This is a genomic window from Agrococcus sp. AC640b, assembly GCF_979255995.1.
Map to the genome: position 1 here is coordinate 1 of NZ_CEEDMM010000013.1, position 25946 is coordinate 25946.

Sequence of the window (25946 nt, forward strand, 5' to 3'; positions counted from 1 at the left end):
GAGGGGGAGTCGTCGCCTGCGGGGCGCTGCGCGGCGACGGCGCCGGTCGCGGGTGCGGTCACGCGCGCGGGCAGCGTCGCTCGGACGAGCCATCCGCCGCTGGGGCGGGCGCCGGCCTCGAGCGTGCCGCCGACGGCGGCGACGCGTTCGCGCATGCCGGTGAGTCCCATGCCGGTGCCGAGGGCGCGGGCGGGGGCGCCGTGGCCGTCGTCGCTGACCTCGACCTCGACGATGTCGCCGCGGTAGCGCAGGCGCGCGTCGACGTGCGCGGTGGGGCCGGCGTGCTTGCGCGCGTTCGTGAGCGACTCCTGCAGCACGCGCACGAGCGTCAGCTCTGCCATCGGCGAGATCGCGACGGGTTCCCCGACGACCTGGAAGTCGACGATCTGGCCGGAGCCCTGCGCGGTCGCGAGCAGCCCGTCCACGTCGGCGAGGGTCGGCATGGGGCCGTCGCCGTCGCCGTCGCTGCGGAGGGCGACGACCATGGTGCGCAGCTCGGCGATCGCGTCGCGTGCGGACTGCTCGACGCTGCGCAGCGCATGCTCGGAACGGTCGGCGTCGCTGCGCAGCGTGCGGCGGGCGGCACCGGCTTGGATGCCCATGGCCGACACGTGGTGGGCGACGACGTCGTGCAGCTCGCGGGCGATGCGCACCCGTTCGAGGGCGACGGCCTGACCGGCGAGCTGGTCGCGTTGCGCGACGATCTCGGCGTGCGCATCCTCGAGCTGCTCCTGCTCGAGCGCGCGCGTGTAGGCGCGGTCGCCGAACACCCATGCGCCGCCGAAGTAGGCGACGTTGATGAAGATCTGGATGAGCATCGTCGAGATGACGGCCGTGGTCGCTGGTTCTTCGACGAGGACCGTGATGAACGCCCAGCCGAGCCACACGGCCATGCCGACGACCACGACGAGGCGCACCCAGAACGCGCGGCGCCGGTTCGGATCCCACGCGCCCACCGTGTAGAAGGCGAGGAACATGATGACTTGCGAGACCGTGAGCTCGACGATGCCGAGCTGCCCGAACACCACGTAGAGGCCGCACGACAGCAGCGCCGCCGCCCACGGCCACACGCGGCGGACGGCGAGCGGCGCTGCGAGCGCGAACGAGGTGAGCACGAACGCCCACGCGGGGATGTCGTCGTGGAACACCATGTACTGCGCGAGCGAGCTGAGCACCCCGACGACGGCGCTGACGAGTCCGAGCACGGCGGCGACGATGACGTCGTTGCGCAGCTCGGCCCGGCTGGGGCGTCGGCGGGTGGCGGACATGCGCTCCAGGGTAGGCGGGTGCGGTGGGAGTCGCCTCAGTCGGATGGGGGAGTGCGCGAAAGCTGAAGCACCCGGCGATCGAGTGCCGGGGACAACCTCCCCCGGGCGCCTCCTGAGCCCGGGAACGAAAAGCGCACGGGCCGGAGGCTACGTGGGTGCGGGATGGACTTCGATCACGACAGCGGTCCCGCTAGGCCCCTCGAACCGATGCCAGATTCGTCCGCCCGCGTCCGCGACGCTCCAGTCGGACGATGTCGTCTCCACCGCGATCCACGTTCCAGAGGGATCTCCGGCCAGCAGGTCGGTTACCTCGGCGACGATCGAGTCGTAGTCATTGCTCTCACCAGAGATGACAACGTGCGCACACGGGGTTGGCGACGACGCGTCGAGTGGCTCACCCCACGCGTCCCATCGATCATGGAGCAACGTCGGGGCCCGTGAACTCAGGCGCTTCCATGCCTCTGGGAGGTCGTTCCAGGCTATGCCGAGGTGCAAGAGCGTTTCGTCCATGCGGTCACGCTGTCAAAAGGCGACGACGCCAGCAGCTGGGGTTGTGCGCAGCTCCGGAGCTGCCAAGCTGTGGAGGATGTCAGGGCAAGGCGCCGTGAGGAGCTGCACGAGTGAGCGAGCACTATCACCGGTTCGAGCGCCAGTCGATGACGCCGGAAGAGCGCGCTGAGACAACGGTCGTGCAGCGGTACGCCGATGCCTTGAGTACCTACCTGGCGTCGCATCCCGACGACATCGCAAGGGCGCACGTGCACAACGCGGGTTCGACGACCGTGCAAACGCTGGTCGCGTCAGTACTCGAGCCGCTCGGATTCCAGAGCGAAGTCCGGGTTGCCGACACCGCCGGGTATGTCGGAGGCGCGACAGTCGATCTCTTCCTGCCGCTTGCAGACTCGCGCGGGATCTTCGTTGAGGTCGAGCGGGGTGGCACGATCACGAACAACCACGATCTGAAGGATTTCTGGAAGACGCACATCGCGCCCAATGCCCACCACCTCTTCCTCGTTGTGCCGATGGCCAACTGGGAGAAGTCGGGAAAGGTTCGCGAGAGGCCGTTCCGTCGCATGCCCGCGCGGTTTAGTGCGTTCTTCCAGGGGGGCCCGCGCGAGGTCGATGTTCTCAGCCTTCACGTCTTCGGGTACGGATCCGAGGTTGGTCTGCTTTCGAGGGAGACTGCCGCGCTTGAGGTGGAAGCGCCGGAGGACCTCGCGGAGGAGAACCTGAGCTAAACCCCCACGAACCCCACGATCTCCCCGGCCACGTCCTCCACGTCCGAGTAGCCGTCGAACGCGCGGTCGGGCTCCGCCTCGCGGTCGGCAGCCGACACGAGCGCCTTCACCCGGATCACGTGGGTCGTCGCAGGCGTCGCGCGCAGCGCGTGGCCCACCGCCGCGAGCCACGTCTCCGCCGCCGCCTTCAGCGCCACGTAGGAGGCGTTGCCTGCCGTCGGGCGCTCGAGGCCCGTCGTGGAGATGATCACGATGCGTCCAGCCGACGACGCGCCGATCGCGGGGGCGAACGCTCGCGTCGTGTTGCGCAGCGTCGTCACGACGCGCGCCTCGAGCCACGACCAGTCCTCGTCCGACTGGCCCTCCAAGCCGCCGCCACCGCGCCACCCGCCCACGAGGTGCACGAGCGCATCCACCTCGCCGACCGAGGATGCCAACGACTGCACGTCCGCGAACGACGTCAGATCGCAGACCTGCCGCTCATCGGCCTCGACGAGCTCCAGACGCTCCGGCGACGATCCGACGGCGATCACGTGGTGGCCCGCCGCACGCGCCGCGACCGCGGTCGCGCGGCCGAGCGGGCTGGAAGCTCCGGCGATGAGGATGCGCATGCGCACAGTCTGCCGGTCGCGGCCGAGACCCGTCAGGCCGATGCGTCCGCATCCGGCCGGCGCGAGCGGAGCGCCGCATCCGCCGCCGCCTCGTCCTCGTCGCGCAGCCGCTCCCACTGCTCCTGCCGCAGCGCGCCGCGATGCACGAGCACCGCCGCGACGCCCATGAGGATGAGCCACGCGATGATCGGGTACACCGCGAGCCGCTCGATGCCGCCGACGCCGAGCCCCAGGTCGGCACCGGGCACCGACGGCATCAGCACGAGCCCCACCATGCCGACCATGCCGACGAGCGACAGCGCGACCGACAGGATGCCGACCCCGCGCCACCGTCGCACGAGCATGCCGATGCCGGCGACGAGCATCCACACGAGGCCGCCGCCGATCGCGAGCGTCGCCCCGATGCCGTGCACCGCCCCACGCGTCGCGTCGCCGCCGAGCGTCTCGGCGATCGAGCCCGGGAACGTGCCCACGAGCATCATGCCCACGCCGTGCACGCCGCCGAGCACCGTCGCCGCCGCACGCCATCCGCGCGGCAGCAGCCACGCGAGCTGCCACACCGCGACGAGCACGATGAGGCCCTGCAGCACGAACGCGGCATCCATGAGCAGCCACTGCGGCGAGCACACGACGCGGTCGTCGAGGATGAGGCACTCGGGCACGCCCAGGTCGGAGATGTAGTTGTCGCCGAACGAGTACGGCGCATCCACCCACGCGGCCGCCACCACCTGCTCCGCGATGAGGTACTGCGCGGTCGCGACGAGCGCGACGCCGCCGCGCGCCACGCGGCGGTCGGTGAGGGTCGGGGCGGATGCGGTCACCCATCAAGCCTGGCACGCACGGCGGGCGCGGGATGCGACCCCCTCGGCGCGGGCGGCCGCCGAACGCGTCTCGAGGTGCGCTTCTCCAGCGGAGGTGCGCTGCGAGGCGCACCTCAGTTGGAGAGCCGCACCTCGCAACGACACGCGCACCTCGCAACGACACGCGCACCTCGCAACGGCGGGGGACAGGATGCGCACTGGTGCCACAGCGCCCAGCGGGGGAGGGTAGGGGGATGCGACCCAAGCCGATCCCCCCGAAGCCCGGCCAGGAGTCCGTGTGGGACTACCCGCGCCCACCCAGGCTCGAGCACGCGGGCGTGCACATCGTCGTCCGCCTCGCCGGCACGGTCGTCGCCGAGACCGACGATGCGCTGCGCGTGCTCGAGACGAGCCACCCGCCGACCTACTACCTGCCGGAGGCGGCGTTCGCACCGGGCGCCCTCGTGCCAGCCGAGGGGTCGAGCACGTGCGAGTGGAAGGGACGCGCCGCCTACGCCGACGTGCGCGCACTCGGCCACACCGTGCCCCGCGCCGCATGGACCTACCCCGAGCCGCGCCACCCGTACGAGACCATCGTCGGTCACTGGGCGGTCATGCCCGGCGCCCCGCTCGTGTGCACCGTCGACGGCGAGGAGGTCACGCCCCAGGAGGGCGGCTTCTACGGCGGATGGATCACGTCGGCGGTCGCAGGACCCTTCAAGGGCGTGCCAGGCTCGATGGGCTGGTAGCACCGACCCCTCGCCCCTCGCCGGCCGGTGCACGAGCCGGCGGCGGCCTGCTCCGCCGTCGGAATGCGGCCTGAGCGGCCGCTGAGGTGGAATGCGCCCTCGAAGCACCGCTCAGGCCGCATCCCGACGGCGCACGACGCGAGACGGCGCCGCTGCCGCGCCGCCCACGCTCGGAACGACGAGCCCCCGCGAACGCGAAGGCGGGGTGCGACCCGAAGGCCGCACCCCGCGATCACGCGTCGATCCGATCAGCCCGTGCAGGCCACCAGGTCGAACACGTTGTTGTCGAGCGCCAGCTGGTCGCCCAGCAGCACCACCTGCGGGTCCTCGAGTCGCTCACGCTCGTCGAGGATGTCGGCCCACATGCAGTTCGGCCGCGACGTGAACACCGGCACGCCCTGCGCTCCCGCGATCGCCGAGCCGGCGAGCGCATCCGGGAACCGCAGACCCGTGGCGACGTAGATCCGATCGGCGGGGCCGTCGAACGACGCCTGCGACACCTCGATGGCGGTGTCGAATCGGTTCTCGCCCGCGTAGCGGTCGATCACGTCGATGCCGGCGTTCGTGAACGCAGCCTCCTGCGAGGTCGCGACCGCGTTGCCGTCACCTGCGATGTACACGCCGTCGACGCCGAGGCCCTCGAGCGTGTCGACGAGGCCGGCAGGCGGCGTCGCACCGTAGGTGAGCAGCAGCGGCGAGCCATCGGCACCCGCAGCGGCTCCTGCCGTCAGCGCGTCGGGGAAGTTGAGCCCCGTCGCGATGTAGGCGGTGGATGCGCTGTCGAACGCGTACTCCGCGATCAGCTGCGACGTCTCGAATCGGTCGTCGCCGCCAAGGCGCACGATCTCACCCGCGAAGGGTGCGATCTGCGATGCCACGTTGGCGCTCACCGAGCTCTCGTCGCCGACGATCACGACGACGTCGGGCTCGAGGCGGTCGAACTCGTCGAGCACGCCCGGCTCGACGTACTCCTGACGGGTCAGGAGCAGCGGCGAGTCGGTCTGCGCGGCAGCGGGTGCTGCCGACAGCGCGTCCGGGAACTTCAGACCGTTGGCGAGGTACACGATGTTCGCTCCGAAGGGGAACGCGTCACGTGAGATCTCGACGGCGGTCGCGAAGCGGTCCGGGCCTCCGAGTCGGATGACCGGCAGGTTCGACGCGCGAACGTCGAACGTGTCCGTCGCGGTCCGCGGACCCTGCACGGCGGTCGCCGTCAGCGTCTGCGGGTCGACGTTGCCTGGCACCTGGAACGCTGCGGTGAACAGCGCGCCGTCCGGCTGCACCGCGGCCGTCACGGAGCCGACCGTGCCGCCCGTGGCGTTCGTGATCGTGATGGTCACGATGCCGGCGGTCGGGTCGAAGCCCTCGCCGTCGATCGCGACCGTCGCGCCCGCCTCGACGGTGCTCGGCGACACGATGATCGTCGCCGGTCCCGCGGGGATGGAGACGACCGAGACCGTTGCGGTCTCGACGTCGTCACCCTGCGTGGCCTCGAACTCGAGCGTGCCGAGGTCGGTGCCTGCCGGGACGGTGAACGGCACCGAGAACGAGCCCTCGACCGCGGTCGCGGGGAAGGTGCCCACGACGTCGCCCGAGGCGTCGGTCGCGGTGATCGACACCGTCCCGTCTGCCCAGCCGGTGCCTGCCACGGTGACCTCGTCGCCGATCTCGGCGAACTCGGGCGTCGCCGTCAGCGTCTCGACGAGGTCGACCTCGAGGTCCGTCTCGCCCTCGTCGCCGCACACGCCGGTGGCGACTGCGGAGATGGTGAGCGAGTCGACCGTGACGTCGAGCGGCACGGTGTAGACGGTGCTCCACTGGCCGTCCACGACCGTGAGGCCGGGGATGGTGGCGAGCACGGTGTCGCCTGCGGTGATCGTCACCGTGACGGGGCCGCAGAGGAACCCGTCGCCGGAGATGGTGACCTGCTGGCCAGGGTCGGCCGGGTTCGGCGTGACGACGACCGTCGGGTCGGCGACCACCTGCACCGTGTCGGTCGCGTCATCCGCGCCCTGCTCGGCGGTGACCGTCAGCTCGCCGAGGTCGGTGCCCTCGGGGACCGTGAACGACCCCGTGATGACCCCGTCCTCGTCCGGCGTGAGGCCCAGCGGCGTGCCGACCGTCTCGCCGTCCGCGTTCGTCACGGTCACGGTGACGACGGATGCGGGATCCCATCCCGTGCCGCCGATCGTGATCGCGTCGAGCACGTGCAGCTGCTCGGGCGTTGCCGAGACGGTGGGCGCGAGGGTGACCTCGAGCTCGTCCGTCGCCTCGTCGTCACCCTGCGTGGCCGTGGCCGTGAGGGTTCCGGGGTCGACGTCGCCCGGCACCACGAAGGAGCCGGTGATGACGCCGTCGGTCGGGTCGAGCGTGAGCTCCTCGCCGACCTGCACGTCGTCCTCGTCGGTGAACACGACCGTCACGGGCGTGCCGTCGGCCCAGCCACCGCCGCCGACCGTCACGGTGTCGCCGGGGCGAGCCGTGTCGGGCTCCACCGTCACCGAGGGCTCCTCGGCGATGGCGAGCGTGTCGGTGGCGTCGGCGTCGCCCTGCACCGCGGTCGCGGTGAGGATGCCGGGGTCGGTGCCGGCGGGAACCGTGAAGTCCCCGTCGATCGTGCCGTCGGCGCCGGGCGTGAGCACGACCGCGTCGCCGACCTGGTTGCCGTCGGCGTCCTCGAAGGTCACGGTGACGTCGCCGCCGTTCGGCAGCCATCCGCCGCCGTCGACGGTCACGTCCTCGCCTGCCCGCACGGTGCCGGGCTCGATGACGACGGATGCGGGGTCGAAGACCGCGACGGTGTCGCTCGTCGAGTCGTCGCCCTGCGTGGCCGTGCCGGTGAGCTCGCCTGCAGGCGTGTCGCCGGGGACCTCGAAGGAGCCGTCGATCGTGCCGTCGTCGTCGGGGACGATGGTGACCGCGTCGCCGACCTGGTTGCCGTCCGCGTCCTCGAACACGACCGTCACCGGGCCACCGTCGGGGTTCCAGCCGTCGCCGTCGATGACGACGTCGTCGCCACCGCGCACCTCGCCGGGCGAGAGCTCGACGGTCTCGGGCTGGTCGACCTCGACGTCGGTCTCGTCCGTGCCGCAGTCGCCGGTGGCGACCGCGGTGATGGTGAGCGAGGTGGCGTCGGTGTCGGCGGGCACGACGTACGTCGTGCTCCACGTGCCGTCGGCCGCGACCTCGATGTCCTCGATGACCTCCAGCTCGACGTCGCCGTCGGCGATCGTCACGGTCACGGGGCCGCAGAGGAACCCGGAGCCGCTGATCGTGATGGTCTCACCGGGGTCGACCGGGTCGGGCGTCACGACGACGACCGGCTCGCCGAACACGGTGACGGCGTCGGTCTCGACGTCGTCGCCCTGCGTCGCGGTGAACACGAGCGTGCCGAGCGTCGTGCCGCTCGGGACCGTGAACGGCTCCGAGAAGTCGCCGTCGACGGCGGTCGCCGTGAAGGTGCCGACGGTCGCGTCGGCGGCGTCGGTCGCCGTGAGCTCGACGGCTCCGTCTGCCCAGCCGGTGCCGACGAGGGTGACCTCGTCGCCGATGCGGAGGGACTCCGGGGTGGCGGTGAGCGTCTCGTCGAGGTCGACCTCGACGTCGGTCTCGCCCTCGTCGTCGCAGGTGCCGGTGGCGACTGCGGTGATGGTGAGCGAGGTGACGTCGATGTCGGCGGGCACGACGTAGGTCGTGCTCCACGAGCCGTCGGCCGCGACGGGGATGTCGGTGATCTCGACGGGCTCGTCGCCGCCGGTGATGGTGACCGTCACCGGGCCGCAGACGAAGCCGCTGCCGGAGATCGTGATGGTCTCACCGGGGTCGACCGGGTCGGGCGTGACGATGACGGTCGGCTCGCCGAACACGGTGACGGCGTCGGTCGACGTGTCGTCGCCCTGCACCGCGGTGCCCGTGAGCGCGCCGTCGGCCGTGCCGTCCGGCACCGTGAAGGTGCCGTCGATCGTGCCGTCGGTGCCGGGGGTGATCACGACGGGCGCGCCGACCTGGCCGGCGGCGTTCGTGAACGTGACGGTGACGTCGGAGCCGGTGGCCCAGCCGTCGCCGTCGATCGTGACCGTGTCGCCGATGCGCACCTGCGCAGGCGTCAGCTCGAGGGACTCGGGCTGGTCGATCTCGACGTCGGTGTCATCCTCGTCGTCGCAGGTGCCGGTGGCGACTGCGGTGATGGTGAGGGTGTTGGCGTCGATGTCGGCGGGCACGTCGTAGGTCGTGGACCACGAGCCGTCCTCGGCGACGGGGATGTCGGCGATGACGACGGGCTCGGAGCCGCCCGTGATGGTGACGGTGACGGGGCCGCAGAGGAATCCGCTGCCGGTGATGGTGATGGTGTCGCCCGGGTCGACCGGGTCGGGGTCGACGATCACGACGGGTGCCGCGACGACCTCGAGGTCGGCCGTGGTGGTCGCGCCGTCCTGCACGGCGGTCCCGGTGAGGTCGCCGACCTCCGTGCCCGTCGGGATGGTGAAGGTGTCGTCGATCGAGCCGTCGGCCGCGGGGGTGATGACGACCTCCTCGCCGACCTGCTCGCCGTCGGCGTCGGTGAACGTCACGGTGACGTCGCCGCCGTCCGGGTTCCAGCCGGTGCCGGAGAGGTCGACGGTCTCGCCTGCACGAGCCTGGTCGGGGTCGATGACGAGCGTGCCTGCGGCGAGCGCGTCGACGTTGAGCACGGATGCCGAGCCCAGGGCGACGGTCGCGGCCGACGAGCCGAGGAGGCCGGGCAGCAGCACGACCTGCAGCGCGTGGACCGTGAAGCCGTCTGCTCCCAGGTCGCTCTCGGCCGGCTGCGCGTTGACCGTGGCGGTCGCGACGAGCGCGATGGCGTCGAAGACGATGTCGAGGTCGCCGAGCACGGAGCCCACGAGGGTGTCGAGGTCGTCGACCGCGGTGGTGATCCCGCTCGTCGCCGTCGTCAGCAGGGGGCTGACGAGTCCGCCGACTGCGCCGAGGACGGGGCCGGACACGGCGCCCAGGAGGGCGTTCGTGAGCTGCTGGACGCCGACGAGCGGCAGGCTGAGGATGGTCGTGTCGGTCACGGTCACCGTGCCGGCGCCGTCGAGGAACCCGCCCAGCGTTCCGACGACGTTGATCTGCGCCGTCGCCACCGAGCCGTTCAGGAGGGTGACGGAGATCGGCACCGTGAGCGTGATGCTCGACTGCTCCAGTGCCTCTGTCAGCGCCTCCGACAGGTTCGTGGTGATGCCACCGACGAGCGTCGCGACGCTCGTCGAGATGCCGGAGAGCAGGTCGGCGTCGAGCACGGGGGTGTTCGGGTCGAGGTCGTTGAGGCCCTGACCTCCGTCGTTCACGATCTGCGCGAGGTCGACCGAGACGGTGCCTGCCGACAGGTCGAGGACGATGCCGTCGGACACGAGCTGGATGCCGGGCGTCGCGTCGTCGTCGTCGAGGAGGGTCGCGAGCACGGCCGTGAGGTCGGCGACCTCCACGGCGGCCGTGCCGCCGGTGGCGTCGACGCCGAGCAGACCGCCGACGAGGGGGAGCGACAGCTGGATGTTCAGGGTGTCGACGAGCTGCTGCAGCGCGCCGTCCGTGCCGCTCAGGCCGTCGATGCCCGTGTCGAGCGCGGTCGTGAGGGCAGCGAGGTCCTCGGTCAGCGCCGATGCGAGCTCGCCCACCGCGGGGCTGTCGAACTCGAGCGTGAGGTCGGCCAGCGCGTACTCGTCGTCGACCATCGTGCCGTCGGTCTCCGCGCGTGCCGCGAACGCGCCGACCTCGAGCTGCAGCTCCGAGACGATCTGGTCCGTGATGCCCGACAGGCCGAGCTCGCCGAGTGCTGCGGTGAGGTCGATGGTCGCAGAGGGGATGGTGCCCGGGGCCGGGTCGGGGTCGACAGCGATCGCGCCGTCGGCACCGATGAGGCCGCTCGCTGCGATGGAGGTGTCGGCGTCGGTGAAGGCGTAGCTCCTGAGCGTGCCCGCCTGGCCGAGGCCGCCGATGAGGCCGTTGTTCGTGCCGGAGTCGATGAGGGGCAGCTGGAGGCCGTCGGTGAGGCCGATGGAGGCACCGAGCAGCTCGCTGTCGAGCGTCAGGTCGTTCGCCTGGGGATTCACCGTCTCGGACGTGCCCGTGTACGCGGTCGCCGCGTCGAGGAGGCCCTGATCGAGGAGGGTGGCACTGAGCACGCGCGCGAGCGCCTGCTCGCGATCATCCTCCGCGGCGGTCGCTGGGGCGACCCCGAATCCTGCGATCGCGATCGTCGTGGCTGCGACGATCCCGATCGGCTTCCATGCTGCTGTGCGACGCATCGGTGCCCCCTGTGGAGATAGAGAGTGAGGTGTCCTCAGGTGCACCGTACCCCGGGCTGCAACCTGTGGATAGAGCCCGCGCGATCAGGCGCCCGGTGTACACTTCCGCCGCCTCAGATGTCCAACCGTCCGACGAGATGGCCCGCCCGCCCGCACCGCGATGTCGCGGCAGGAGCGACGATTCGACGATCGAGCGGACGCGACGACGCATCCGTCCCCCGCGCGCGGCACCCGGCGATGCCGCCGGACGATCTCTCGCGACACGCCGAGAGGCCCCGGAGCACGGATGCTCCGGGGCCTCTCGGCGACGCTGGTGGACGCTACGCGGTCGCGCCCGTGATGCCCGACGTCGACGCGACGACGTCGCGCATCTTGCGCTCGAAGGCCTCGAAGAACATCGACAGCGGGAACTCGTCGTCCATCACGAGATCCGTGAGCTCGCGAGGCGCGCCCGTCAGCGGCAGGTCGCCCGCCTTCCACGCCGACGCCGGGTGCGGCTCGACCGTCGCCGAGACGAGCTCGTACGCCGCGAGCCAGTGCGCGACCTTGGGGCGGTCGATCGAGCGCCAGTACAGGTGCTCGATCGCCGCGCCCAGCTCGTTGACCATGTCGGGCACGGCATCCCAGTCGAACGCGAGCTGCGTGTCGGTCCAGTGCAGCACGCGACGCTGGTGCAGCCACGCGAACAGCAGCTGCCCGCCGAGGCCGTCGTAGTTGCGCACGCGCGAGCCCGTGATCGCGAACCGGAAGATGCGGTCGAAGATCACCGCGAACTGCACGAGCCGCGCGCGCTGGATGAGCAGCTCGTCGTCGTCGCTGCGCACGTCCTGCGCCTTGAGGCGACGCTCGATCGCGACCGACTCGCGGAACGCGGTCAGGTCGCAGCGCAGCTCCTCGAGGGAGTAGAGGAAGAACGGCATGCGCTGCTTGATCATGAACGGGTCGAACGGCAGGTCGCCGCGCATGTGCGTGCGGTCGTGGATGAGGTCCCACATCACGAAGACCTCCTCCGTGAGCCGCTGGTCGTCGAGCATCGCGCTGACGTCCTCCGGCAGCTCGAGGTGCGTCACCTCGACGGCTGCCCGCACGACGCGGCGGAACCGCGCCGCCTCGCGGTCCTGGAAGATCGCGCCCCACGTGAACGCGGGCGTCTCGCGCATCGCGACGGTCTCGGGGAACAGCACGGCCGAGTTCGTGTCGTAGCCGGCGGTGAAGTCGATGAAGCGCAGCGGCACGAACAGCGCGTTCGAGTAGTCGCTCGCCTCGAGGTCGGCGATGAACTCCGGCCAGATCACCTCGACGAGCACGGCCTCCACGTGCCGGTTCGGCGAGCCGTTCTGCGTGTACATGGGGAAGACCACGAGATGCTGCAGCCCGTCGACGCGGTGCTGCTGCGGCTGGAAGAGCAGGAGCGAGTCGAAGTGGTCGGGCACGTCGAAGCCGCGATCGGCCCACCGCTCGAAGTCGACCGCCGACTGCTCGAGGTAGTCGGCGTCGTGCGGGAACAGCGGGGCGAGCTCGCGCATGCCGCCGACGAGGTCGGCGACGTGGTCGCGGGCCGCGGCATGGTGCGCGGCATCCTCGATCGCGCCCGACTTCGCCTGCAGGGCCTGCAGGGCGGTCGCGGCGGCCTTGAGGCGCAGCCATGCGGGGTGCTGCGTGAGCTCGGCGGTGCTGAGCGGCGTGGCGATGGTCACGTCGTGAGGGCCTTCCTGGCGGTGGAACGAGGGATGCATCCAGCGTAGGAACGAGCGCCCGCACAAGCATTGCGCGCGGAGGCGGCTTTCCTGCACGTTCCGTGCGTCGCGACGATGCTCCGCGCGCGGCGCAGGTTCGTTGCGTGGACGCTCGACGGTTGACGAGCATGCATGCAACCTGCAAGATAGGCATCAGTTGCAAGAAACCTGCCAGCCCACGACTCGTGGTCGCTGGCAGCCGACACACCCAGCCTGCTCGACGAGGAGAAGGTCATGCGTACGACGTGGAAGCTCACGGGGATGGCCGCGGCCGTCCTCCTCATCGGGACCGGCTGCGCCCCGACGACACAGTCGGCCGACGAGGGGAGCGACTTCCCCGGAGCGGATCAGGTCGTCACGCTCGTCGTCCCGTTCGACGCCGGCGGCATCACCGACGTCTTCGCGAGACTCTTCGCCCCCGAGCTCGAGGACGCCCTCGGCGCGACGGTCGTCGTCGAGAACCGCCCGGGAGCGGGCGGGCAGATCGGCTTGACCGCCATGGCCGCCGAGCCCGCCGACGGCTCCGCGATCGGGTTCACGAACCTCCCCTCGACGCTCGCGTACCTCGACCCTGCGCGCGGCGCCACCTACGACGCGGGCTCGTTCACGCCGCTCGGCGGCATCGGCATCAGCCCCACGGTGCTCGCCGTCGCCGCCGACAGCCCCTACGAGACGCTCGACGACCTCGTCGAGGCCGCGGAGGCCTCGCCGGGCGTGATCGCGCTCGGCACGGGTGGCAGCGGCGCGAGCGACGACTACCTCGCGTCCGCGGGCCTCGAGGAAGCCACGGGCATCGACCTCAACCTCGTCACGTTCGAGGGCGGCTCGGCAGACAAGGTCACGGCCCTGCTCGGCGGCGACGTCGACGCGATCATGGGTAGCGTCGGCGGCATCCTCCCGCAGCTCGCGAGCGGCGACCTGCGACTCATCGGGACGGCGACGCAGGAGCGGAGCTCCCTGACCGCCGACGTGCCGACGCTCGCCGAGGCCGGAGCCGACGTCACGATCTCCGGCACGCTCAACATCTCCGGGCCCGCAGGCATGGACGACGACGTCGTCGCCGCCTTCGCCGACGCCATCGAGCAGGCGACGTCGTCGCAGGACTTCATCGACGCATCGGCCGCCGCCGGCTTCGAGGTGGTCTTCGCGACGCCCGACGAGCTCACGGCGCAGTGGGCCGACCAGCAGGCGCTCGTCGAGCCGCTGTTCGGCTGATCCGCCGGGCATCCGACGCCCCACCATCCCTCCCCACCCGTGACCCGTCAGGAGACACCGTGCTGACACGCATCGACCACATCGACCTCAAGGTCCCCGACCTCGAGGAGGCCGTCGCCTTCCTCGCGCACCTCGGCATGCAGGTGGTGCGACGCACCGCCCCCGAGCGCGGCACCGTCGAGATCGCGCTGCCGGGAGACGGCCAGGTCGTCTTCGAGCTGCGCGAGGACCGCACGGTCACCGGCACGACGCTCAACCACATCGCGCTGCGCTCCGATGCGCTCGAGGGCGACACCGACGCGCTGGCCGACGCGGGCGTGCCCGTGCTCAAGCGCGCGACCTTCATCGCCGACACGGGCCGCACGGTCGCGAACGTCGCAGACCCGGCAGGCTCCGCCTGGCAGCTCACCGACTGAGGAGGACGGCATGCGCATCGACACCCACGGCCACTTCACGACCGCCCCGCCGCAGCTCGAGGCATGGCGCGGCAGGCAGCTCGCGTCGCTCAATCGACCGAGCGCCGGCAGGATCGCCATCTCCGACGACGAGATCCGCGCTGCCCTGCAGCGCCAGCTCGGCGAGATGGCGCAGACCGGCACCGACAAGATGATCTTCTCCCCGCGCGCGTCGGGCATGGGGCACGAGGTCGGCGACGCGCGAGCGAGCCTCGCGTGGACCCGGCACTGCAACGACCTCATCCACCGCGCGTGCCTCCTCTACCCCGAGTCGCTCTACCCGGCCGCGCAGCTGCCGCAGTCGCCGGGCGTCAGCCCCGCCGAGTGCGTGCCCGAGCTCCGACGGGTCGTCGAGGAGCTGGGATTCGTCGGCGTCAACGTCAACCCCGACGTCGCGGGAGGAGGGCAGCCCTTCACCCCTGCGATCAGCGACCCGTGGTGGTACCCGCTCTGGGAGGCCGTCATCGAGCTCGACGTGCCCGTGCTCCTGCACGCGACCTCGACGGTGAATCCGGCCCTGCATCTCAACGGCTCCCACTACATCAACGCCGACACCGCCGTGACGTTCGAGCTCGCGTGGTCGGACCTCTTCGAGCGGTATCCGGACCTCAAGGTCATCGTGCCCCACGGCGGCGGGTCCATGGCGTACCAGTTCAATCGGCACCGCGCGCTCCACATCCAGGCCGGACGGCCGCCCTTCGAGGAGCGCGTGCGCAACTTCTACTTCGACACCGCCCTGTACGACCGGGACTCGATCGAGATGCTCATCCGCAAGGTCGGCGCCGACAACGTGCTGTTCGCGGCCGAGATCGTCGGCACCGCGAAGGTCGTCGACCCCGACACCGGCAGGCAGTTCGACGACACCGCGTCGTTCGTCCAGGACATCGCGTGGCTGAGCGACGACGACAAGGCGAAGATCTTCTCCGGCAACGCCAGGCGCCTGTACTCGCGCGCCGACTTCGGTGCCGCCACGAGCGCGAAGGATGCAGCATGACCCTCGGATTCCGCGTCCGTCCCAGGCGCCGCGCCGTGTCCGCCGAGCTCGCAGCCGGCTTCCTCGCCGTGCCGGTCTCGACCGTGAGCGACTCGATGGGCCGCCTCACCGCGGGCGGCAGCGCCGTGCGACCGATGCACGCGGGTGGTGCCCTCTCAGGGCCCGCGCTCACGGTGCGCACGCGGCCGGGCGACAATCTCATGGTGCACCTCGCCCTCGACCTCGCCGAGCCCGGCGACGTCGTCGTCGTCGACGCGGGCGGCGACCGCACGAACGCGATCATCGGCGAGCTCATGGTGCTGCACGCCGTGCAGCGCGGCATCGCGGGCCTCGTGATCCACGGCGCCATCCGCGACTCGGCGGAGATCGCGGCCCAGCATCTGCCGGTGTACGCCTCGGGGGTGACGCATCGCGGTCCGTACAAGGACGGTCCCGGCGAGATCAACGTGCCGATCGCCATCGACGGCATGACGATCGAGCCGGGCGACCTCGTCGTCGGCGACGCGGACGGCATCCTCGCCGTGCCGTTCGACCACGTCGAGACCGTGCTCGACGCCGCGCGCCGCAAGCTCGCCGCCGAGGAGCGCTCGGCGGTCGCGCTCCGCGCTGGCTCGAGCGACCGCTCCGGCATCCGAGCGCGCGCACTCTCGCTCGGCGCCACCTTCGAGTAGGGCGGGACCATGCATCGCGAACCATCGGACCACGACGGCGTGGCCGAGGCGATCGTCGACGAGCTCGTCGACACCGACGCCGACCTTCCTGTCACGACGGGCTACCGCATCGCCAACCAGGCGGCGGCTGCCGTCGCGGCGCTCCTCGGCGCAGGGATGGCGTGGGGAGGGCTCGACCTCGGGCTCGTCGCCCCGAACGGCACGCCCGGGCCCGGCGTCTTCCCCGTCGCGATCGGCGCGCTCTTCGCCGCGCTCTCCGTCGTGTGGTTCGCGCTCGCGACGCTCGGGAGGCTCGATCGCAGCTCCGACGCGCAGATGCCCGACCGCGCGGGCGTGCGGCGCATCCTCGTGACGGCCATCGCGACCGGCATCTTCCTGTGGGCCCTGCTGTGGATCGGATACGTGCTGTCGATGACGTTGTACGTGCTCGCGCTCCTCGTGCTCGTCGGCGACAGGCGATGGCTCTCGAGCCTCGTCATCGCCGTCGTCTTCGGCGCAGGCTCGTACGCGGCGTTCACGCTCGGACTCCATCTGCCGCTTCCGCGGGCGGCCCTGCCCTTCCTCGCGCCCCTCGGGATCTGACATGGGCTCCATCGACCTCCTGCTGCAGGGCTTCGCGACGGTGCTGACCGTCGAGAACCTGCTCCTCGCGCTCGTCGGATGCGTGCTCGGCATGCTCGTGGGCATCCTGCCGGGCTTCGGCCCGGCTGCAGCCGTAGCGATCCTGCTGCCCGTGACGTTCACGCTCGGCGCGATCCCGGCGATCATCATGCTCGCCGCCATCCTCTACGGCGCGAGCTACGGCGGCACGATCACCGCGGTGCTCCTCAACGTCCCCGGTGAGACCTCGTCGGTGGCCACGACGCTCGACGGGTACCAGATGGCGAAGCGCGGGCGTGCGGGGGCTGCCCTCACGATCGCCGCGATCGGCTCGTTCGTCGGCTGCATCGTCGGCCTGCTCGGCTTCATCGTCGCGGCACCGCTCAGCCGCTACGCCCTCGAGTTCGGTGCCGCCGAGTTCTTCTCGCTCACGGTGCTCGGGCTCAGCCTCGTCATCGGGCTCGCGGGCAGATCCATGATCAAGGCCATGGTCAGCGCGCTCATCGGCCTCGCGGTCGGGGTCGTGGGCATCGATCCGCTGCAGGGCGTCCCGCGCTTCACGTTCGGCCAGGCGCCCCTGCTCGACGGGCTCAACTTCATCGCGGTCGTCATGGGCATCTTCGGGGTCTCCGAGCTGCTCTCCACGGTCGATCACTCGAGCAGGTTCGGCCGCGTCATGCCCGTCGGTCGCATCTGGCCCACACGCGAGGACTTCCGTCGCTCCGTCGGCCCGATCGTCCGCGGCGCCCCGCTCGGGTTCCTCTTCGGCCTGCTCCCCGGATCGCCGGGCGCTGCGACGTCGTTCGCGTCGTACACGATCGAGAAGGCCGTGTCACGACGGAAGCACGAGTTCGGCAAGGGCGCGATCGAGGGCGTCGCCGGTCCCGAGACCGCGAACAACTCCCTCGCGATCGCCGGCATGATCCCGCTGTTCACCCTCGGCATCCCGACGTCGGCGACGACGGCGATCCTCATGGGCGCGTTCATCATCAACGGCCTCCTGCCCGGTCCGCTGCTGTTCCAGCAGAACCCGGAGGTGCCGTGGGCGATCATCGCGAGCATGTTCGTGGGAAACGTGATCCTGCTCATCCTCAACATCCCGCTCGTGCGGGTGTGGATCCTGTTCCTGAAGACGCCGTTCCCCGTGCTCTACGCCATCGTGTTCGGATTCATGATCCTCGGCGCGTACACGCTCGACAACAACGTCTTCAACGTCGGCGTGCTGCTCGTGTTCGGGGTGCTCGGCTACGTGCTGCGCAAGCTCGACGTGCCGCTCGCCCCCATGGCGCTCACGATCGTGCTCGGGCCGCTCATGGAGAGCAACCTTCGCCGCGCGCTCTCGATCTCGCGTGGTGATCTCTCGACGTTCGTCACGAGCCCCATCTCGGCGACGCTCCTCGTCGTGGCCGTGCTCGCGATCGGCGGCACGCTCGGCTATCGCCGGTGGAGCCGTCGGCGCGCCGCCGCGGCCGAGCGCGTCACGACCCCAGCTGCTGGATGAGGGCGTAGTCGAGGGCGTACGCGACGGCTGCGAGCGAGACGAACACGCCGTGGTTCAGCTCGGAGCGCGGCACGGCGAGCAGGTGGTCGGCCGCCGGGCGCAGCGTGTGGATGGGCTGATCGGTGATGAGGACGACGGTCGCGCCGCGCTCGCGCACGGCGTCGAGGGCGGGGCGCAGATCGTCGTAGGCCGACGAGAGCGTGAAGGCGATGACGGCATCGCCTGGCCGCACGGTGCCCAGCTGGACCTCGAGCTCGACGCCCACCTGCCGCAGCACCGAGACCGGGAGGCCCAGGATGGCCACCTTCCGTCCGAAGAACTCGGCGACGGGTCCGACGAGTCCGTCGCCGAGCACGTAGCGGTGCCCCGCGGCGAGCACCGCCGCCATCGACGCGTCCACGTCGGACTGCGACACGTGGTCCTCGAGGCGCGCGAGCATCTCGCTCTGCGCACGGACGACGCGGGCGAGCGAGGACTCCTCGCCGCTGGGCTGCGGACGACGCCGCAGCCCGCCGCCGAGGTCGGAGGCGAGATCGAGCCGCATCGCGACGTAGCCGGGATAGCCGAGCTTCTGCGCGAAGCGGACGACGGTGGACTCGTGGACGTCGGCCTGGCGGGCGAGCTGGGCCGCCGTGAGCATCGGGGCCGCCTGGCTGTCGTTGAGGAGGACGGCGCCGATGCGGCGCTCGGACTCCGTGAGGTCGGTGTGGGAAGCGTGCAGTGCCTCGCGGAAACCCATGGATCGATCCTTCCCTGCGGGGCGACGCACCGTCGCGTCCCTCGCGCTTGACACCGTTGCAGGTTTCCTGCACTCTATCCCTGACCTGCAAGAAACATCCACCGTCTCGCGGTCGAGCGTCGATGACGACGCCCTCGCTCGAGACTCGAGGAGAGATTCGATGAAGAAGCTCCTGAGCATCCTGGCACCCGCCGCCGCGCTGGCCCTCGGGCTGTCGGGGTGCGCGCCGACGACGGCAGCGACGACCGACGCCGCCGACGCGTTCCCCGAGGCCGGCTCGACGATCACCGTCATCGTGCCCTTCAGCGCAGGCGGCACGACCGACGTCACCGCCCGCGCGTTCACCGCTGCGCTCTCCGAGGAGCTCGACGTCAACGTCGAGGTGCTCAACGTGCCGGGCGCGGGCGGTCAGCTCGGTCTCACGCAGCTCGCGAGCGCCACCCCCGACGGCTACACGATCGGGTTCACGAACATCCCCTCCGCGATCCCCACCTACGTCATCGACGACCGCGGCGCGACGTACGACCGTGCGAGCTTCGTGCCGATCGCGGCTCTCGCGCGCACGACGAACTACATGGCCGTCAGCGCCAGCAGCCCGTACGAGACGCTCGACGACCTGCTCGAGGCCGCCGCGGCGTCGCCGGGCGCCATCTCGGTCGGCACGGCGAGCGAGGACGAGACCCTCGGAGTCCTCGCAGCGGCCGAGAGCGCGGGCGTCGAGTTCAACGTCGTGCCATTCGACGGCGGCCCAGAGAAGACCACCGCGCTGCTCGGCGGCGAGGTCGACGTCATCATCGGTGGCGGCACGACCATCGTCCCGGGCGTCATGAACGGCGACTTCCGTGCGCTCGGGATCTACGGCGGGGAGCAGGACCCGTTCCTGCCCGACGTGCCGACGTTCGCCTCGCTCGGGATCGACCTCGACATCAACGGCTTCCTGATCGTGTCGGCTCCAGCAGGCACGCCGCAGGAGCTCGTCGACGTCTACGAGGCTGCGGCCGAGTCCGCCGTCGCGGCACCCGGGTACCAGGAGACCGTCGAGGCGGGCTTCCAGGAGCCGATGTTCGTCGGCGCGCAGGAGATCGGCGAGACCTGGGCGGATCAGGAGGCGCTCTTCCTCGAGCGCTTCGGCGACTGAGCCGGCCGGTCGCGGTGTCCAGGCCGCGCGGCGTCAGGACCCCGCGACGAGCGCCACGGCGAGGCCAGCGAGCCACGATGCGACCGCGACGGCGCATGCGATCGCCGGCCACCGGATGGCGGGCCGTCGACGAACCAGCTGTACGACGCCGCCCGCGATGCCGACCCCGACCGCCACGGCGGGCACGCCCAGCATGAGCACGAGCGCGACCGGTCCCGACGTCTCGTCGCACGGCTGCAGCGCCACGGGGCACGGCTGCGTCACGGCGAACAGCGGGATGAGCGCGAGCGTGCCGAGCGCGACGAGCAGTCCCACCGACAGGACCATGAGCGCGACCGCCCGCAGCGGGCTCTCCGCCCGAGGCCCCTGCTCCTGCGCTCGTCCCAGATCCACGCGATCCCCCTCGATCGCCGCCAGCATCGCACGTCGCGACGGGATGCCGGCGGCGATCGCCGCAGGTCGCTAGAAGATCATCGGGCGATCGTCGTCGAGCTCGGTCTCGACGTCGATGTCGACGACGACGGGCACGTGGTCGCTCGGCGCGTCGCCGGCGCGCTCGCCCGAGTCGATGCGCGCCGCCGTCACCAGCTCGGCGAACGAGGCGGTGCCGAGCACGAAGTCGATGCGCATGCCCTCGCCCTTCTGCCAGCGGCCCGCCTTGTAGTCCCAGTAGGTGTAGCCGCTCGCGCGATCGCGCACGACGTCGGTGAGGCCTGCGTCCTCGAACGCGCGGAACGCGGCCCGCTCCGGCTCGCTCACATGCGTCGAGCCCTCGAACGCGGCGATGTCCCACACGTCGTGGTCGAACGGGGCGATGTTGAAGTCGCCCATGAGTGCGAGGCGCTCGTGCCGCCAGCCCTTCGCGTGGTTCGCGAGGATGCGCAGCCACTCCAGCTTGTACGTCAGGTGCGGATGCTCGAGGTCGCGCCCGTTCGGCACGTACAGGCTCCACAGCCGCACGCCCTCCACGGTCGCCGCCATGGCACGCGCCTCCACGACCGGCTCGCCCGTGTTCGCGTAGCCGGGCTGCTCGTCGAACTGCCGCACGACGTCGAGCATCGGCAGCCGCGAGGCGATCGCGACGCCGTTCCACTGGTTCGTGCCGTGCGCCTCGACGTGGTACCCGGCAGCCTCGAACGCCTCGTACGGGAACTGGTCGACGCGGCACTTGATCTCCTGCATCGCCAGCACGTCGACGTCGGAGCGCTCCAGCCAGTCGACGATGCGACCCACACGGGTGCGGACGGAGTTCACGTTCCAGGTCGCGACGCGCATGCCGCCAGCCTATTTCGTCGGTGCGACGGAGGGCGCCGTGTGTCGGGGCGGTGCCGTGCGCGGGCCCTGAGGTGCGAGCGCAGCTCGGCCCCTTCGAGCGGGGCCTTCTCCCTCCGGCCCCTGAGGTGCGAGCGCAGCGAGCCTCGAAGGGCGCTGGATGTGCCGCGACGCGACGAGGCCCGCCGGACGCGCGCTGCGCATCCGACGGGCCCCGAGATCCCTGCAGCCTCAGCCCGCGAACGTCATCTCGTTCGGGGCGGACTCGAGCGTGCCCGTCGCGAGCACGTCGCCCGAGTCGATGTCGATCGCGTGGATCTCGAGCGACGCCGGGTCGGTCACGTACGCCGTGTGCCCCTCGACGACGAGGTACGGGTGCGCCTCCTGCCACTCGGCAGGACCCTCCCACGCATCCATCACGGGGAACGACGAGGTGAGCTCGCCCGTCTCGCCGTCGAAGCCGTGCAGCTGGCCGTCGGTGCCGATGATCCACAGACCGCCGTCGTGGTCGCGCTCCACGCCCTGCCACGTGTACTCGACGCCCTCCGGCAGGTCGAGGATCTCCCACGTGCCCGCCGCGGTGTCGACCATGCCGATGCGGTGCAGCAGCGAGCCCTCCGCGTCGGGGTCGTCGCGGTAGTCGGTGAACGCGATCGACGAGTCGTGCGTCGTGTAGAGGTTGCCGACGCGGCCGAACTCGTCGGGGCTGTCGAGCTTCGTGAACTCGCCGTCGACGTACAGCAGCACGCCGTCCTGGCAGCCGATGATCACGTGCTCGTCGGCGGCGACGCCCTCGCCGTGCACCGAGGGGCACTCCTCGTTGCGCTCGGTCTCGGTGCCGTCGGCGTCGAGGATGCGCACGCCCGTGCGCGACTCCTCGTCGCCGAGGGTCGACACGATCGTGCCATCGGCGAGCTCGACGGCGACGCCGTGGTGCGCGGCCTCCGACTCGTGCTCGACGACGTCGGAGGGCAGGTCGGCGGAGTCGGTGAGCGCGTCGGTGTCGAACGCCCAGAAGTCGCCGGTCGCATCGTCGAACAGCACGGTGCGGCCGTCGTGCAGCACGACGTGGCCGGCGGCGTCGCCCTCGAAGACCGCGCCGGTCAGCGCGGGCTCCTCGTCAGTCGACGCGCCCGTGGCGAGCACCTCGAAGCCGTTCGACGACGTGACGAACACGTGCTCGCCGTCGCCCGCCGGGTTGATGCGCAGGAAGCCGTCGAGCGCGACCTCGTCGCCGACGGGCTCGAGCGTCTCGGCGTCGAGCACGACGACGCCGCCGTCGACCGTGAGGGCGAGGCGGCCCTCGCCGCCGTGGCCGTGGTCCTCCTCGGCTGCGGGGGAGGTGCTCGGCTCCGCGTCGGAGCTCGAGCAGGCTGCGAGCGCGAGGCCCGCCGCGGCTGCGACGGCGAACGCGCTCGTCGCGCGGCGTCGCAGGCGGTGCTGGGGGATGGTCATGGGATTCCTTCCATGGGTGGGATGCGGCGTCGCCGCGGTGGTGTGGGTGGTGCGGGGTGGCTGGTGGGTGCCGCCGGCTCAGCCGAGGGCTGCGGCGATGCGGTCGCCGTTGGCGGTCATGAGCTCGAGGTAGGTGGCGGCGCCGCCGCCGGGCTCGGTGAGCGACTCGGTGAACAGCGACTCGACGCGCACGTCGACGCCCGCCTCCTCTGCGAGCACCTGGATGAGGCGGTCGGGCTGCGACGACTCGGCGAAGATCACCGGCACGCCGGCCTCGTGGATCGCCGAGGCGAGGTCGTCGAGGTCGGAGGCGCTGGGTGCGGCGAGCGTGGACCCGCCCGGGATGACGGCGCCGACGATGCGGAAGTCGTAGCGCTCGGCGAGGTAGCCGAACACGTGATGGTTCGTCACGAGCACGCGCCGCTGGGAGCCGAGCGCGTCGAAGCGAGCGGCGAGGTCGGCGTCGAGGGCGTCGAGCTCGCCGCGGTACGCGTCGGCGGAGGCGGCCAGCGCGTCGGCGTCGATGCCGTCGACGTGCTCGGCGAGCGCATCCTCGAGCATGTCGACGACGTTCGTCATCTGCGTCGGGTCGGTCCACCAGTGCGGGTCGGGGCCCGTCGCGTCCTCGGTGGCGTACTCGAGCACGTCGACCGCGTCGCCCGCCTCGAGCACCTCGACGCCCGCATCCGCTGCCGCCTCCACGTGCTGCGTCAGCCCCTCCTCGAGCCCGAGGCCGTTGGCGACGACGAGGTCGGCGCGCTCCATCGACGCCGCCTGCTGCGCCGAGATCTCGAACGAGTGCGGGTCGGCGTTCGGCTGCATGAGCGTCGCGACCTCCACCTGGTCGCCGACGAGCGTCTCGACGACGTCGCCGAGGATGTTCGTCGTCACGACGACGCGCGGCCCCTCGGATCCGGGCGCGCACGCGGCGAGGGTGCTGGCGGCGAGGGCGGCGCTCGCGATGGCGGCGACCGCCGTGGTGGCGACGCGCCTGCCCGTGCGGTGCCCGAGGTGCGAGCGCGGCGAGCCTCGAAGGGCTCCCGCCGCCCTCATCGCCCGACCTCCGCCAGGAACGCGGCCTCGAGCGGCAGCGTGCGGGCGATGCGCGCACCGTCGGCGTAGTCGATCTCGAGCACGGTGCCGTCGGCGACGACCGGCACGTAGGCGCGCGACGCGTCGACCTCGATCGTCGGCGTCGCACCTGCCGCGAGCGCGTCGGCGAGCAGCGGCTCCGTCGCGCCGAGCTCGGCGCCGGTCGCGTCGAGCGCGAGCACCCGGCCGTCGGTCGCGACGGCGACGACGTGCTCGTCGGCGTCGTCGACGGCGGCGACGTGCGCGAGCGGCGCGGCCGTGGGCACGAGCGTCCACGAGCGCTCGCGGGTGTCGAGCATCCAGAGGCCGACGTCGCCGGCGACGCCCGCGACCGACGGGCGGCCAGGGCGGCCGTCGAGGGTCGTCGCGATCGTCGACGCGTCGGTGCCTGCGGGGTATGCGATGGTCTCGAGCGGCTCGTCCTCGGCGGTCGCGAGCACCGCGCCCTCTGCGCACGCCACGGCGACGCCGACGCGTGTCGTCACGGCATCGGTCGGCGACGTGCACGCGGCTGGGTCGCCGATGGCCTCGCCGTCGTGGTCGGCGAGGTGCACGCCCGCGTCGTCGGCGACGACGATCGCGTCGCCGAGCGGGATCGCCGCGACCGCATCCGCGTCGAAGCGGCCGATCTCGGTCGTCTCGCCCTGGCCGAGGTCGCCGCGGTCGAGCACGACGACCTCGCCTGAGCCGCCCGCGACGACGACCGTCGTCGTCTCGGTCGACGCGATGCGCGCCGGGCCGGTCGCGTCGAGCGTCGCCGCGACGTGCGGCTGCGCGCGGTAGTAGTGGGAGTGGTCGCCGTGCTCGACCGTCCACACGCCCGAGTCGACGATCGCGATGCCGTCGGCGGTGGACGCCGCGACGAATCGGCCGTCGCTCGCAGCGTCGGAGACGGGGCCGAGCTCGGCGATCTCGCTCGTCGCCTGCGCCTCGTCGGCGAGCAGGTCGAGCAGCGTCACGGCGCCCTGCGCGTCGATGCCGACGAGGCCGAGCTGCGGCTCCTCGTGCTCGCTCGCCCCCTCGACGAAGCCGTGCGGCGTCGCCTCGGCGTCTGGCTCGGTGCTCGTGGCGGGGCTGCTCGTGCAGCCGGCGACGACCAGCAGTGCGGGCAGTGCGAGCAGCGCGGCGGTGCGGCGGGTCATGCGGTCCTCTCGGAGGGGTCGGGGATGCGTGCGGCGACCGGTGCGGGCTCGGGCGCGACGTCGGCGCGGGATGCGTCGGATGCGTCGCAGGCGCCGGCGGGATCGGTGCCGGCTCGCACGGCGGCGGCCTCGGTGGGGCGCGTGTGCGTGGCGACGAGGCTGCGCGCGACGGCGGAGATGGCGACGGCGGCGACCGCGGCGACGGCGATCGAGGCGCCCGCAGCCGTCGCGAGATGCCACGACGCGAGCAGCCCTGCCACGACGGCACCCGATCCGACGGCCGCGCCGCCGAGCATGACGCCCGGCATGCTGCGCGCCCACAGCGCCGCTGCCGCTGGCGGCGCGACGAGCAGGCCGACGACGAGCAGCGTGCCGACGGCCTGGTACGACGCGACGACGGCGACGATGACGAGTGCCGCGAGGCCCGCACGAGCGAGACGAGGCCGCATGTCGAGGGTCGCCGCGACGCGCTCGTCGAACGCGAGCGCCGTGAGGGGGCGGTGGAGGAGGAAGGCGATCGCTGCCGTGGCGAGGAGTCCGACGGCGAGGGCGGCGAGCTCGCCCCCGCGGATGGCGAGCACGTCGCCGAAGAGCATCGAGGTGACGTCGGTCGCGAAGGAGCCCGAGTGCGACACGATGATGATCCCCGCTGCGAGCATGCCGACGAAGGCGATGCCGATCGCGGTGTCGTGCTGCAGGCGCGAGCGACGCGTGAGCCACCCGATCGCGACGCCCATGGCGGCGGCGCTCACGGCGGCGCCCGCGATGGGGGAGGCGCCCACGAGGGTCGCGATCGCGACGCCGGGCAGCATGCCGTGGCCGAGCGCCTCGCCGAGGAAGGCCATGCCGCGCGCCACGACCCAAGCGCCCGCGATGGCGCAGATCGTCGCGGCGAGCACGCCGCCGAGCAGCGCACGAGCGAAGAAGGCCGTCTCGAACGGCTCCAGGATCCAGGGCACGCCTCCACCGTAAATGATAACGGT

21 protein-coding genes are annotated in these 25946 nt (G+C 71.7%); 9 read left to right on the top strand and 12 right to left on the bottom strand.

Going from position 1 to position 25946, the window contains the following annotated elements; all coding sequences use genetic code 11:
- A partial coding sequence (locus ACZ6H8_RS06775; RefSeq protein ID WP_464145746.1) for an ATP-binding protein occupies positions 1 to 1268 on the bottom strand: 1268 nt, incomplete at its 3' end.
- 620 nt (positions 1269 to 1888) lie between these two features.
- Here ACZ6H8_RS06775 and ACZ6H8_RS06780 point away from each other — a divergent pair.
- A complete protein-coding gene (locus tag ACZ6H8_RS06780; RefSeq protein WP_464145748.1) occupies positions 1889 to 2506 on the top strand; it encodes a hypothetical protein in 618 nt (205 codons plus the stop codon).
- On the opposite strand, the gene ACZ6H8_RS06785 is transcribed toward ACZ6H8_RS06780, so the two are convergent.
- Together ACZ6H8_RS06785 and ACZ6H8_RS06790 are read right to left on the bottom strand one after the other, a co-directional pair.
- Positions 2503 to 3117 (bottom strand): SDR family NAD(P)-dependent oxidoreductase, encoded by a 615-nt coding sequence (locus ACZ6H8_RS06785; RefSeq protein ID WP_464145750.1) that lies wholly within the window; start codon positions 3115 to 3117, stop codon positions 2503 to 2505. The two genes, ACZ6H8_RS06780 and ACZ6H8_RS06785, sit on opposite strands and share 4 nt — an antisense overlap.
- 32 nt (positions 3118 to 3149) lie before the next feature.
- A complete protein-coding gene (locus ACZ6H8_RS06790; protein WP_464145752.1) occupies positions 3150 to 3938 on the bottom strand; it encodes a DUF998 domain-containing protein in 789 nt (262 codons plus the stop codon).
- 233 nt (positions 3939 to 4171) lie between these two features.
- On the opposite strand from ACZ6H8_RS06790, the gene ACZ6H8_RS06795 reads away from it, so the two are divergent.
- On the top strand, positions 4172 to 4666 hold the full coding sequence (locus ACZ6H8_RS06795) for a DUF427 domain-containing protein (protein ID WP_464145754.1): 495 nt from the start codon (positions 4172 to 4174) through the stop codon (positions 4664 to 4666).
- Between the two features lie 248 nt (positions 4667 to 4914).
- On the opposite strand, the gene ACZ6H8_RS06800 is transcribed toward ACZ6H8_RS06795, so the two are convergent.
- Together ACZ6H8_RS06800 and ACZ6H8_RS06805 are read right to left on the bottom strand one after the other, a co-directional pair.
- The gene (locus ACZ6H8_RS06800) at positions 4915 to 10953 is read right to left on the bottom strand and encodes a choice-of-anchor G family protein (protein WP_464145756.1); all 6039 of its coding nucleotides are present in this window, start codon (positions 10951 to 10953) and stop codon (positions 4915 to 4917) included.
- Positions 10954 to 11273: 320 nt separating this feature from the next.
- The gene (locus ACZ6H8_RS06805) at positions 11274 to 12689 is read right to left on the bottom strand and encodes a DUF6421 family protein (protein ID WP_464145758.1); all 1416 of its coding nucleotides are present in this window, start codon (positions 12687 to 12689) and stop codon (positions 11274 to 11276) included.
- Positions 12690 to 12923: 234 nt separating this feature from the next.
- Here ACZ6H8_RS06805 and ACZ6H8_RS06810 point away from each other — a divergent pair, with 234 nt between their 5' ends.
- From ACZ6H8_RS06810 to ACZ6H8_RS06835, 6 genes are read left to right on the top strand one after another with little or no spacing between them, the layout of a single operon-like run.
- Positions 12924 to 13904 (top strand): tripartite tricarboxylate transporter substrate binding protein, encoded by a 981-nt coding sequence (locus tag ACZ6H8_RS06810; RefSeq protein ID WP_464145760.1) that lies wholly within the window; start codon positions 12924 to 12926, stop codon positions 13902 to 13904.
- 59 nt (positions 13905 to 13963) lie between these two features.
- Positions 13964 to 14320: a VOC family protein gene (locus ACZ6H8_RS06815; RefSeq protein WP_464145762.1), complete on the top strand. Its 357-nt coding sequence runs from the start codon at positions 13964 to 13966 to the stop codon at positions 14318 to 14320.
- Between the two features lie 10 nt (positions 14321 to 14330).
- On the top strand, positions 14331 to 15353 hold the full coding sequence (locus ACZ6H8_RS06820; RefSeq protein ID WP_464145764.1) for an amidohydrolase family protein: 1023 nt from the start codon (positions 14331 to 14333) through the stop codon (positions 15351 to 15353).
- Positions 15350 to 16024, top strand: a complete 675-nt coding sequence (locus tag ACZ6H8_RS06825) for an RraA family protein (protein WP_464145766.1) — start codon at positions 15350 to 15352, stop codon at positions 16022 to 16024. The genes ACZ6H8_RS06820 and ACZ6H8_RS06825 overlap by 4 nt, the downstream gene beginning before the upstream one ends.
- Positions 16025 to 16033: 9 nt before the next feature.
- A complete protein-coding gene (locus ACZ6H8_RS06830; RefSeq protein WP_464145768.1) occupies positions 16034 to 16606 on the top strand; it encodes a tripartite tricarboxylate transporter TctB family protein in 573 nt (190 codons plus the stop codon).
- Between the two features lies 1 nt (position 16607).
- Entirely contained in the window at positions 16608 to 18125 is a 1518-nt protein-coding gene (locus ACZ6H8_RS06835) for a tripartite tricarboxylate transporter permease (RefSeq protein ID WP_464145770.1), read from the top strand.
- On the opposite strand, the gene ACZ6H8_RS06840 is transcribed toward ACZ6H8_RS06835, so the two are convergent.
- Complete coding sequence (locus ACZ6H8_RS06840; protein WP_464145772.1) at positions 18103 to 18864, bottom strand: MurR/RpiR family transcriptional regulator; 762 nt, start codon at positions 18862 to 18864, stop codon at positions 18103 to 18105. The two genes, ACZ6H8_RS06835 and ACZ6H8_RS06840, sit on opposite strands and share 23 nt — an antisense overlap.
- A gap of 160 nt (positions 18865 to 19024) precedes the next feature.
- Between ACZ6H8_RS06840 and ACZ6H8_RS06845 the strand changes: the two genes are divergently transcribed.
- On the top strand, positions 19025 to 20002 hold the full coding sequence (locus ACZ6H8_RS06845) for a tripartite tricarboxylate transporter substrate binding protein (protein WP_464145774.1): 978 nt from the start codon (positions 19025 to 19027) through the stop codon (positions 20000 to 20002).
- 33 nt (positions 20003 to 20035) lie between these two features.
- Here ACZ6H8_RS06845 and ACZ6H8_RS06850 read toward each other — a convergent pair whose 3' ends face one another.
- The 6 genes from ACZ6H8_RS06850 to aztB form a co-directional block, all read right to left on the bottom strand.
- Positions 20036 to 20395, bottom strand: a complete 360-nt coding sequence (locus tag ACZ6H8_RS06850) for a hypothetical protein (RefSeq protein ID WP_464145776.1) — start codon at positions 20393 to 20395, stop codon at positions 20036 to 20038.
- A 69-nt stretch (positions 20396 to 20464) separates the two neighbouring features.
- Positions 20465 to 21277: an exodeoxyribonuclease III gene (locus ACZ6H8_RS06855; RefSeq protein ID WP_464145777.1), complete on the bottom strand. Its 813-nt coding sequence runs from the start codon at positions 21275 to 21277 to the stop codon at positions 20465 to 20467.
- 228 nt (positions 21278 to 21505) lie between these two features.
- On the bottom strand, positions 21506 to 22729 hold the full coding sequence (locus tag ACZ6H8_RS06860) for a hypothetical protein (RefSeq protein WP_464145779.1): 1224 nt from the start codon (positions 22727 to 22729) through the stop codon (positions 21506 to 21508).
- A 78-nt stretch (positions 22730 to 22807) separates the two neighbouring features.
- Positions 22808 to 23782, bottom strand: a complete 975-nt coding sequence (gene aztC / locus ACZ6H8_RS06865; protein ID WP_464145780.1) for a zinc ABC transporter substrate-binding protein AztC — start codon at positions 23780 to 23782, stop codon at positions 22808 to 22810.
- A complete protein-coding gene (locus ACZ6H8_RS06870; protein WP_464145782.1) occupies positions 23779 to 24963 on the bottom strand; it encodes an ABC transporter in 1185 nt (394 codons plus the stop codon). The genes aztC and ACZ6H8_RS06870 overlap by 4 nt, the downstream gene beginning before the upstream one ends.
- Positions 24960 to 25922 (bottom strand): zinc ABC transporter permease AztB, encoded by a 963-nt coding sequence (gene aztB, locus ACZ6H8_RS06875; RefSeq protein WP_464145784.1) that lies wholly within the window; start codon positions 25920 to 25922, stop codon positions 24960 to 24962. The genes ACZ6H8_RS06870 and aztB overlap by 4 nt, the downstream gene beginning before the upstream one ends.
- Positions 25923 to 25946 lie beyond the last annotated feature (24 nt).

What these genes read in the sequence shown, in the direction of transcription:
- ACZ6H8_RS06785 (WP_464145750.1), bottom strand. Translation starts at nt 3,117, where the DNA reads ATGCGCATCCTCATCGCCGGAGCTTCCAGCCCGCTCGGCCGCGCGACC.
- ACZ6H8_RS06795 (WP_464145754.1), top strand. Translation starts at nt 4,172, where the DNA reads ATGCGACCCAAGCCGATCCCCCCGAAGCCCGGCCAGGAGTCCGTGTGG.
- ACZ6H8_RS06800 (WP_464145756.1), bottom strand. Translation starts at nt 10,953, where the DNA reads ATGCGTCGCACAGCAGCATGGAAGCCGATCGGGATCGTCGCAGCCACG.
- ACZ6H8_RS06805 (WP_464145758.1), bottom strand. Translation starts at nt 12,689, where the DNA reads ATGCATCCCTCGTTCCACCGCCAGGAAGGCCCTCACGACGTGACCATC.
- ACZ6H8_RS06810 (WP_464145760.1), top strand. Translation starts at nt 12,924, where the DNA reads ATGCGTACGACGTGGAAGCTCACGGGGATGGCCGCGGCCGTCCTCCTC.
- ACZ6H8_RS06820 (WP_464145764.1), top strand. Translation starts at nt 14,331, where the DNA reads ATGCGCATCGACACCCACGGCCACTTCACGACCGCCCCGCCGCAGCTC.
- ACZ6H8_RS06825 (WP_464145766.1), top strand. Translation starts at nt 15,350, where the DNA reads ATGACCCTCGGATTCCGCGTCCGTCCCAGGCGCCGCGCCGTGTCCGCC.
- ACZ6H8_RS06830 (WP_464145768.1), top strand. Translation starts at nt 16,034, where the DNA reads ATGCATCGCGAACCATCGGACCACGACGGCGTGGCCGAGGCGATCGTC.
- ACZ6H8_RS06835 (WP_464145770.1), top strand. Translation starts at nt 16,608, where the DNA reads ATGGGCTCCATCGACCTCCTGCTGCAGGGCTTCGCGACGGTGCTGACC.
- ACZ6H8_RS06840 (WP_464145772.1), bottom strand. Translation starts at nt 18,864, where the DNA reads ATGGGTTTCCGCGAGGCACTGCACGCTTCCCACACCGACCTCACGGAG.
- ACZ6H8_RS06845 (WP_464145774.1), top strand. Translation starts at nt 19,025, where the DNA reads ATGAAGAAGCTCCTGAGCATCCTGGCACCCGCCGCCGCGCTGGCCCTC.
- ACZ6H8_RS06855 (WP_464145777.1), bottom strand. Translation starts at nt 21,277, where the DNA reads ATGCGCGTCGCGACCTGGAACGTGAACTCCGTCCGCACCCGTGTGGGT.
- ACZ6H8_RS06860 (WP_464145779.1), bottom strand. Translation starts at nt 22,729, where the DNA reads ATGACCATCCCCCAGCACCGCCTGCGACGCCGCGCGACGAGCGCGTTC.
- aztC (WP_464145780.1), bottom strand. Translation starts at nt 23,782, where the DNA reads ATGAGGGCGGCGGGAGCCCTTCGAGGCTCGCCGCGCTCGCACCTCGGG.
- ACZ6H8_RS06870 (WP_464145782.1), bottom strand. Translation starts at nt 24,963, where the DNA reads ATGACCCGCCGCACCGCCGCGCTGCTCGCACTGCCCGCACTGCTGGTC.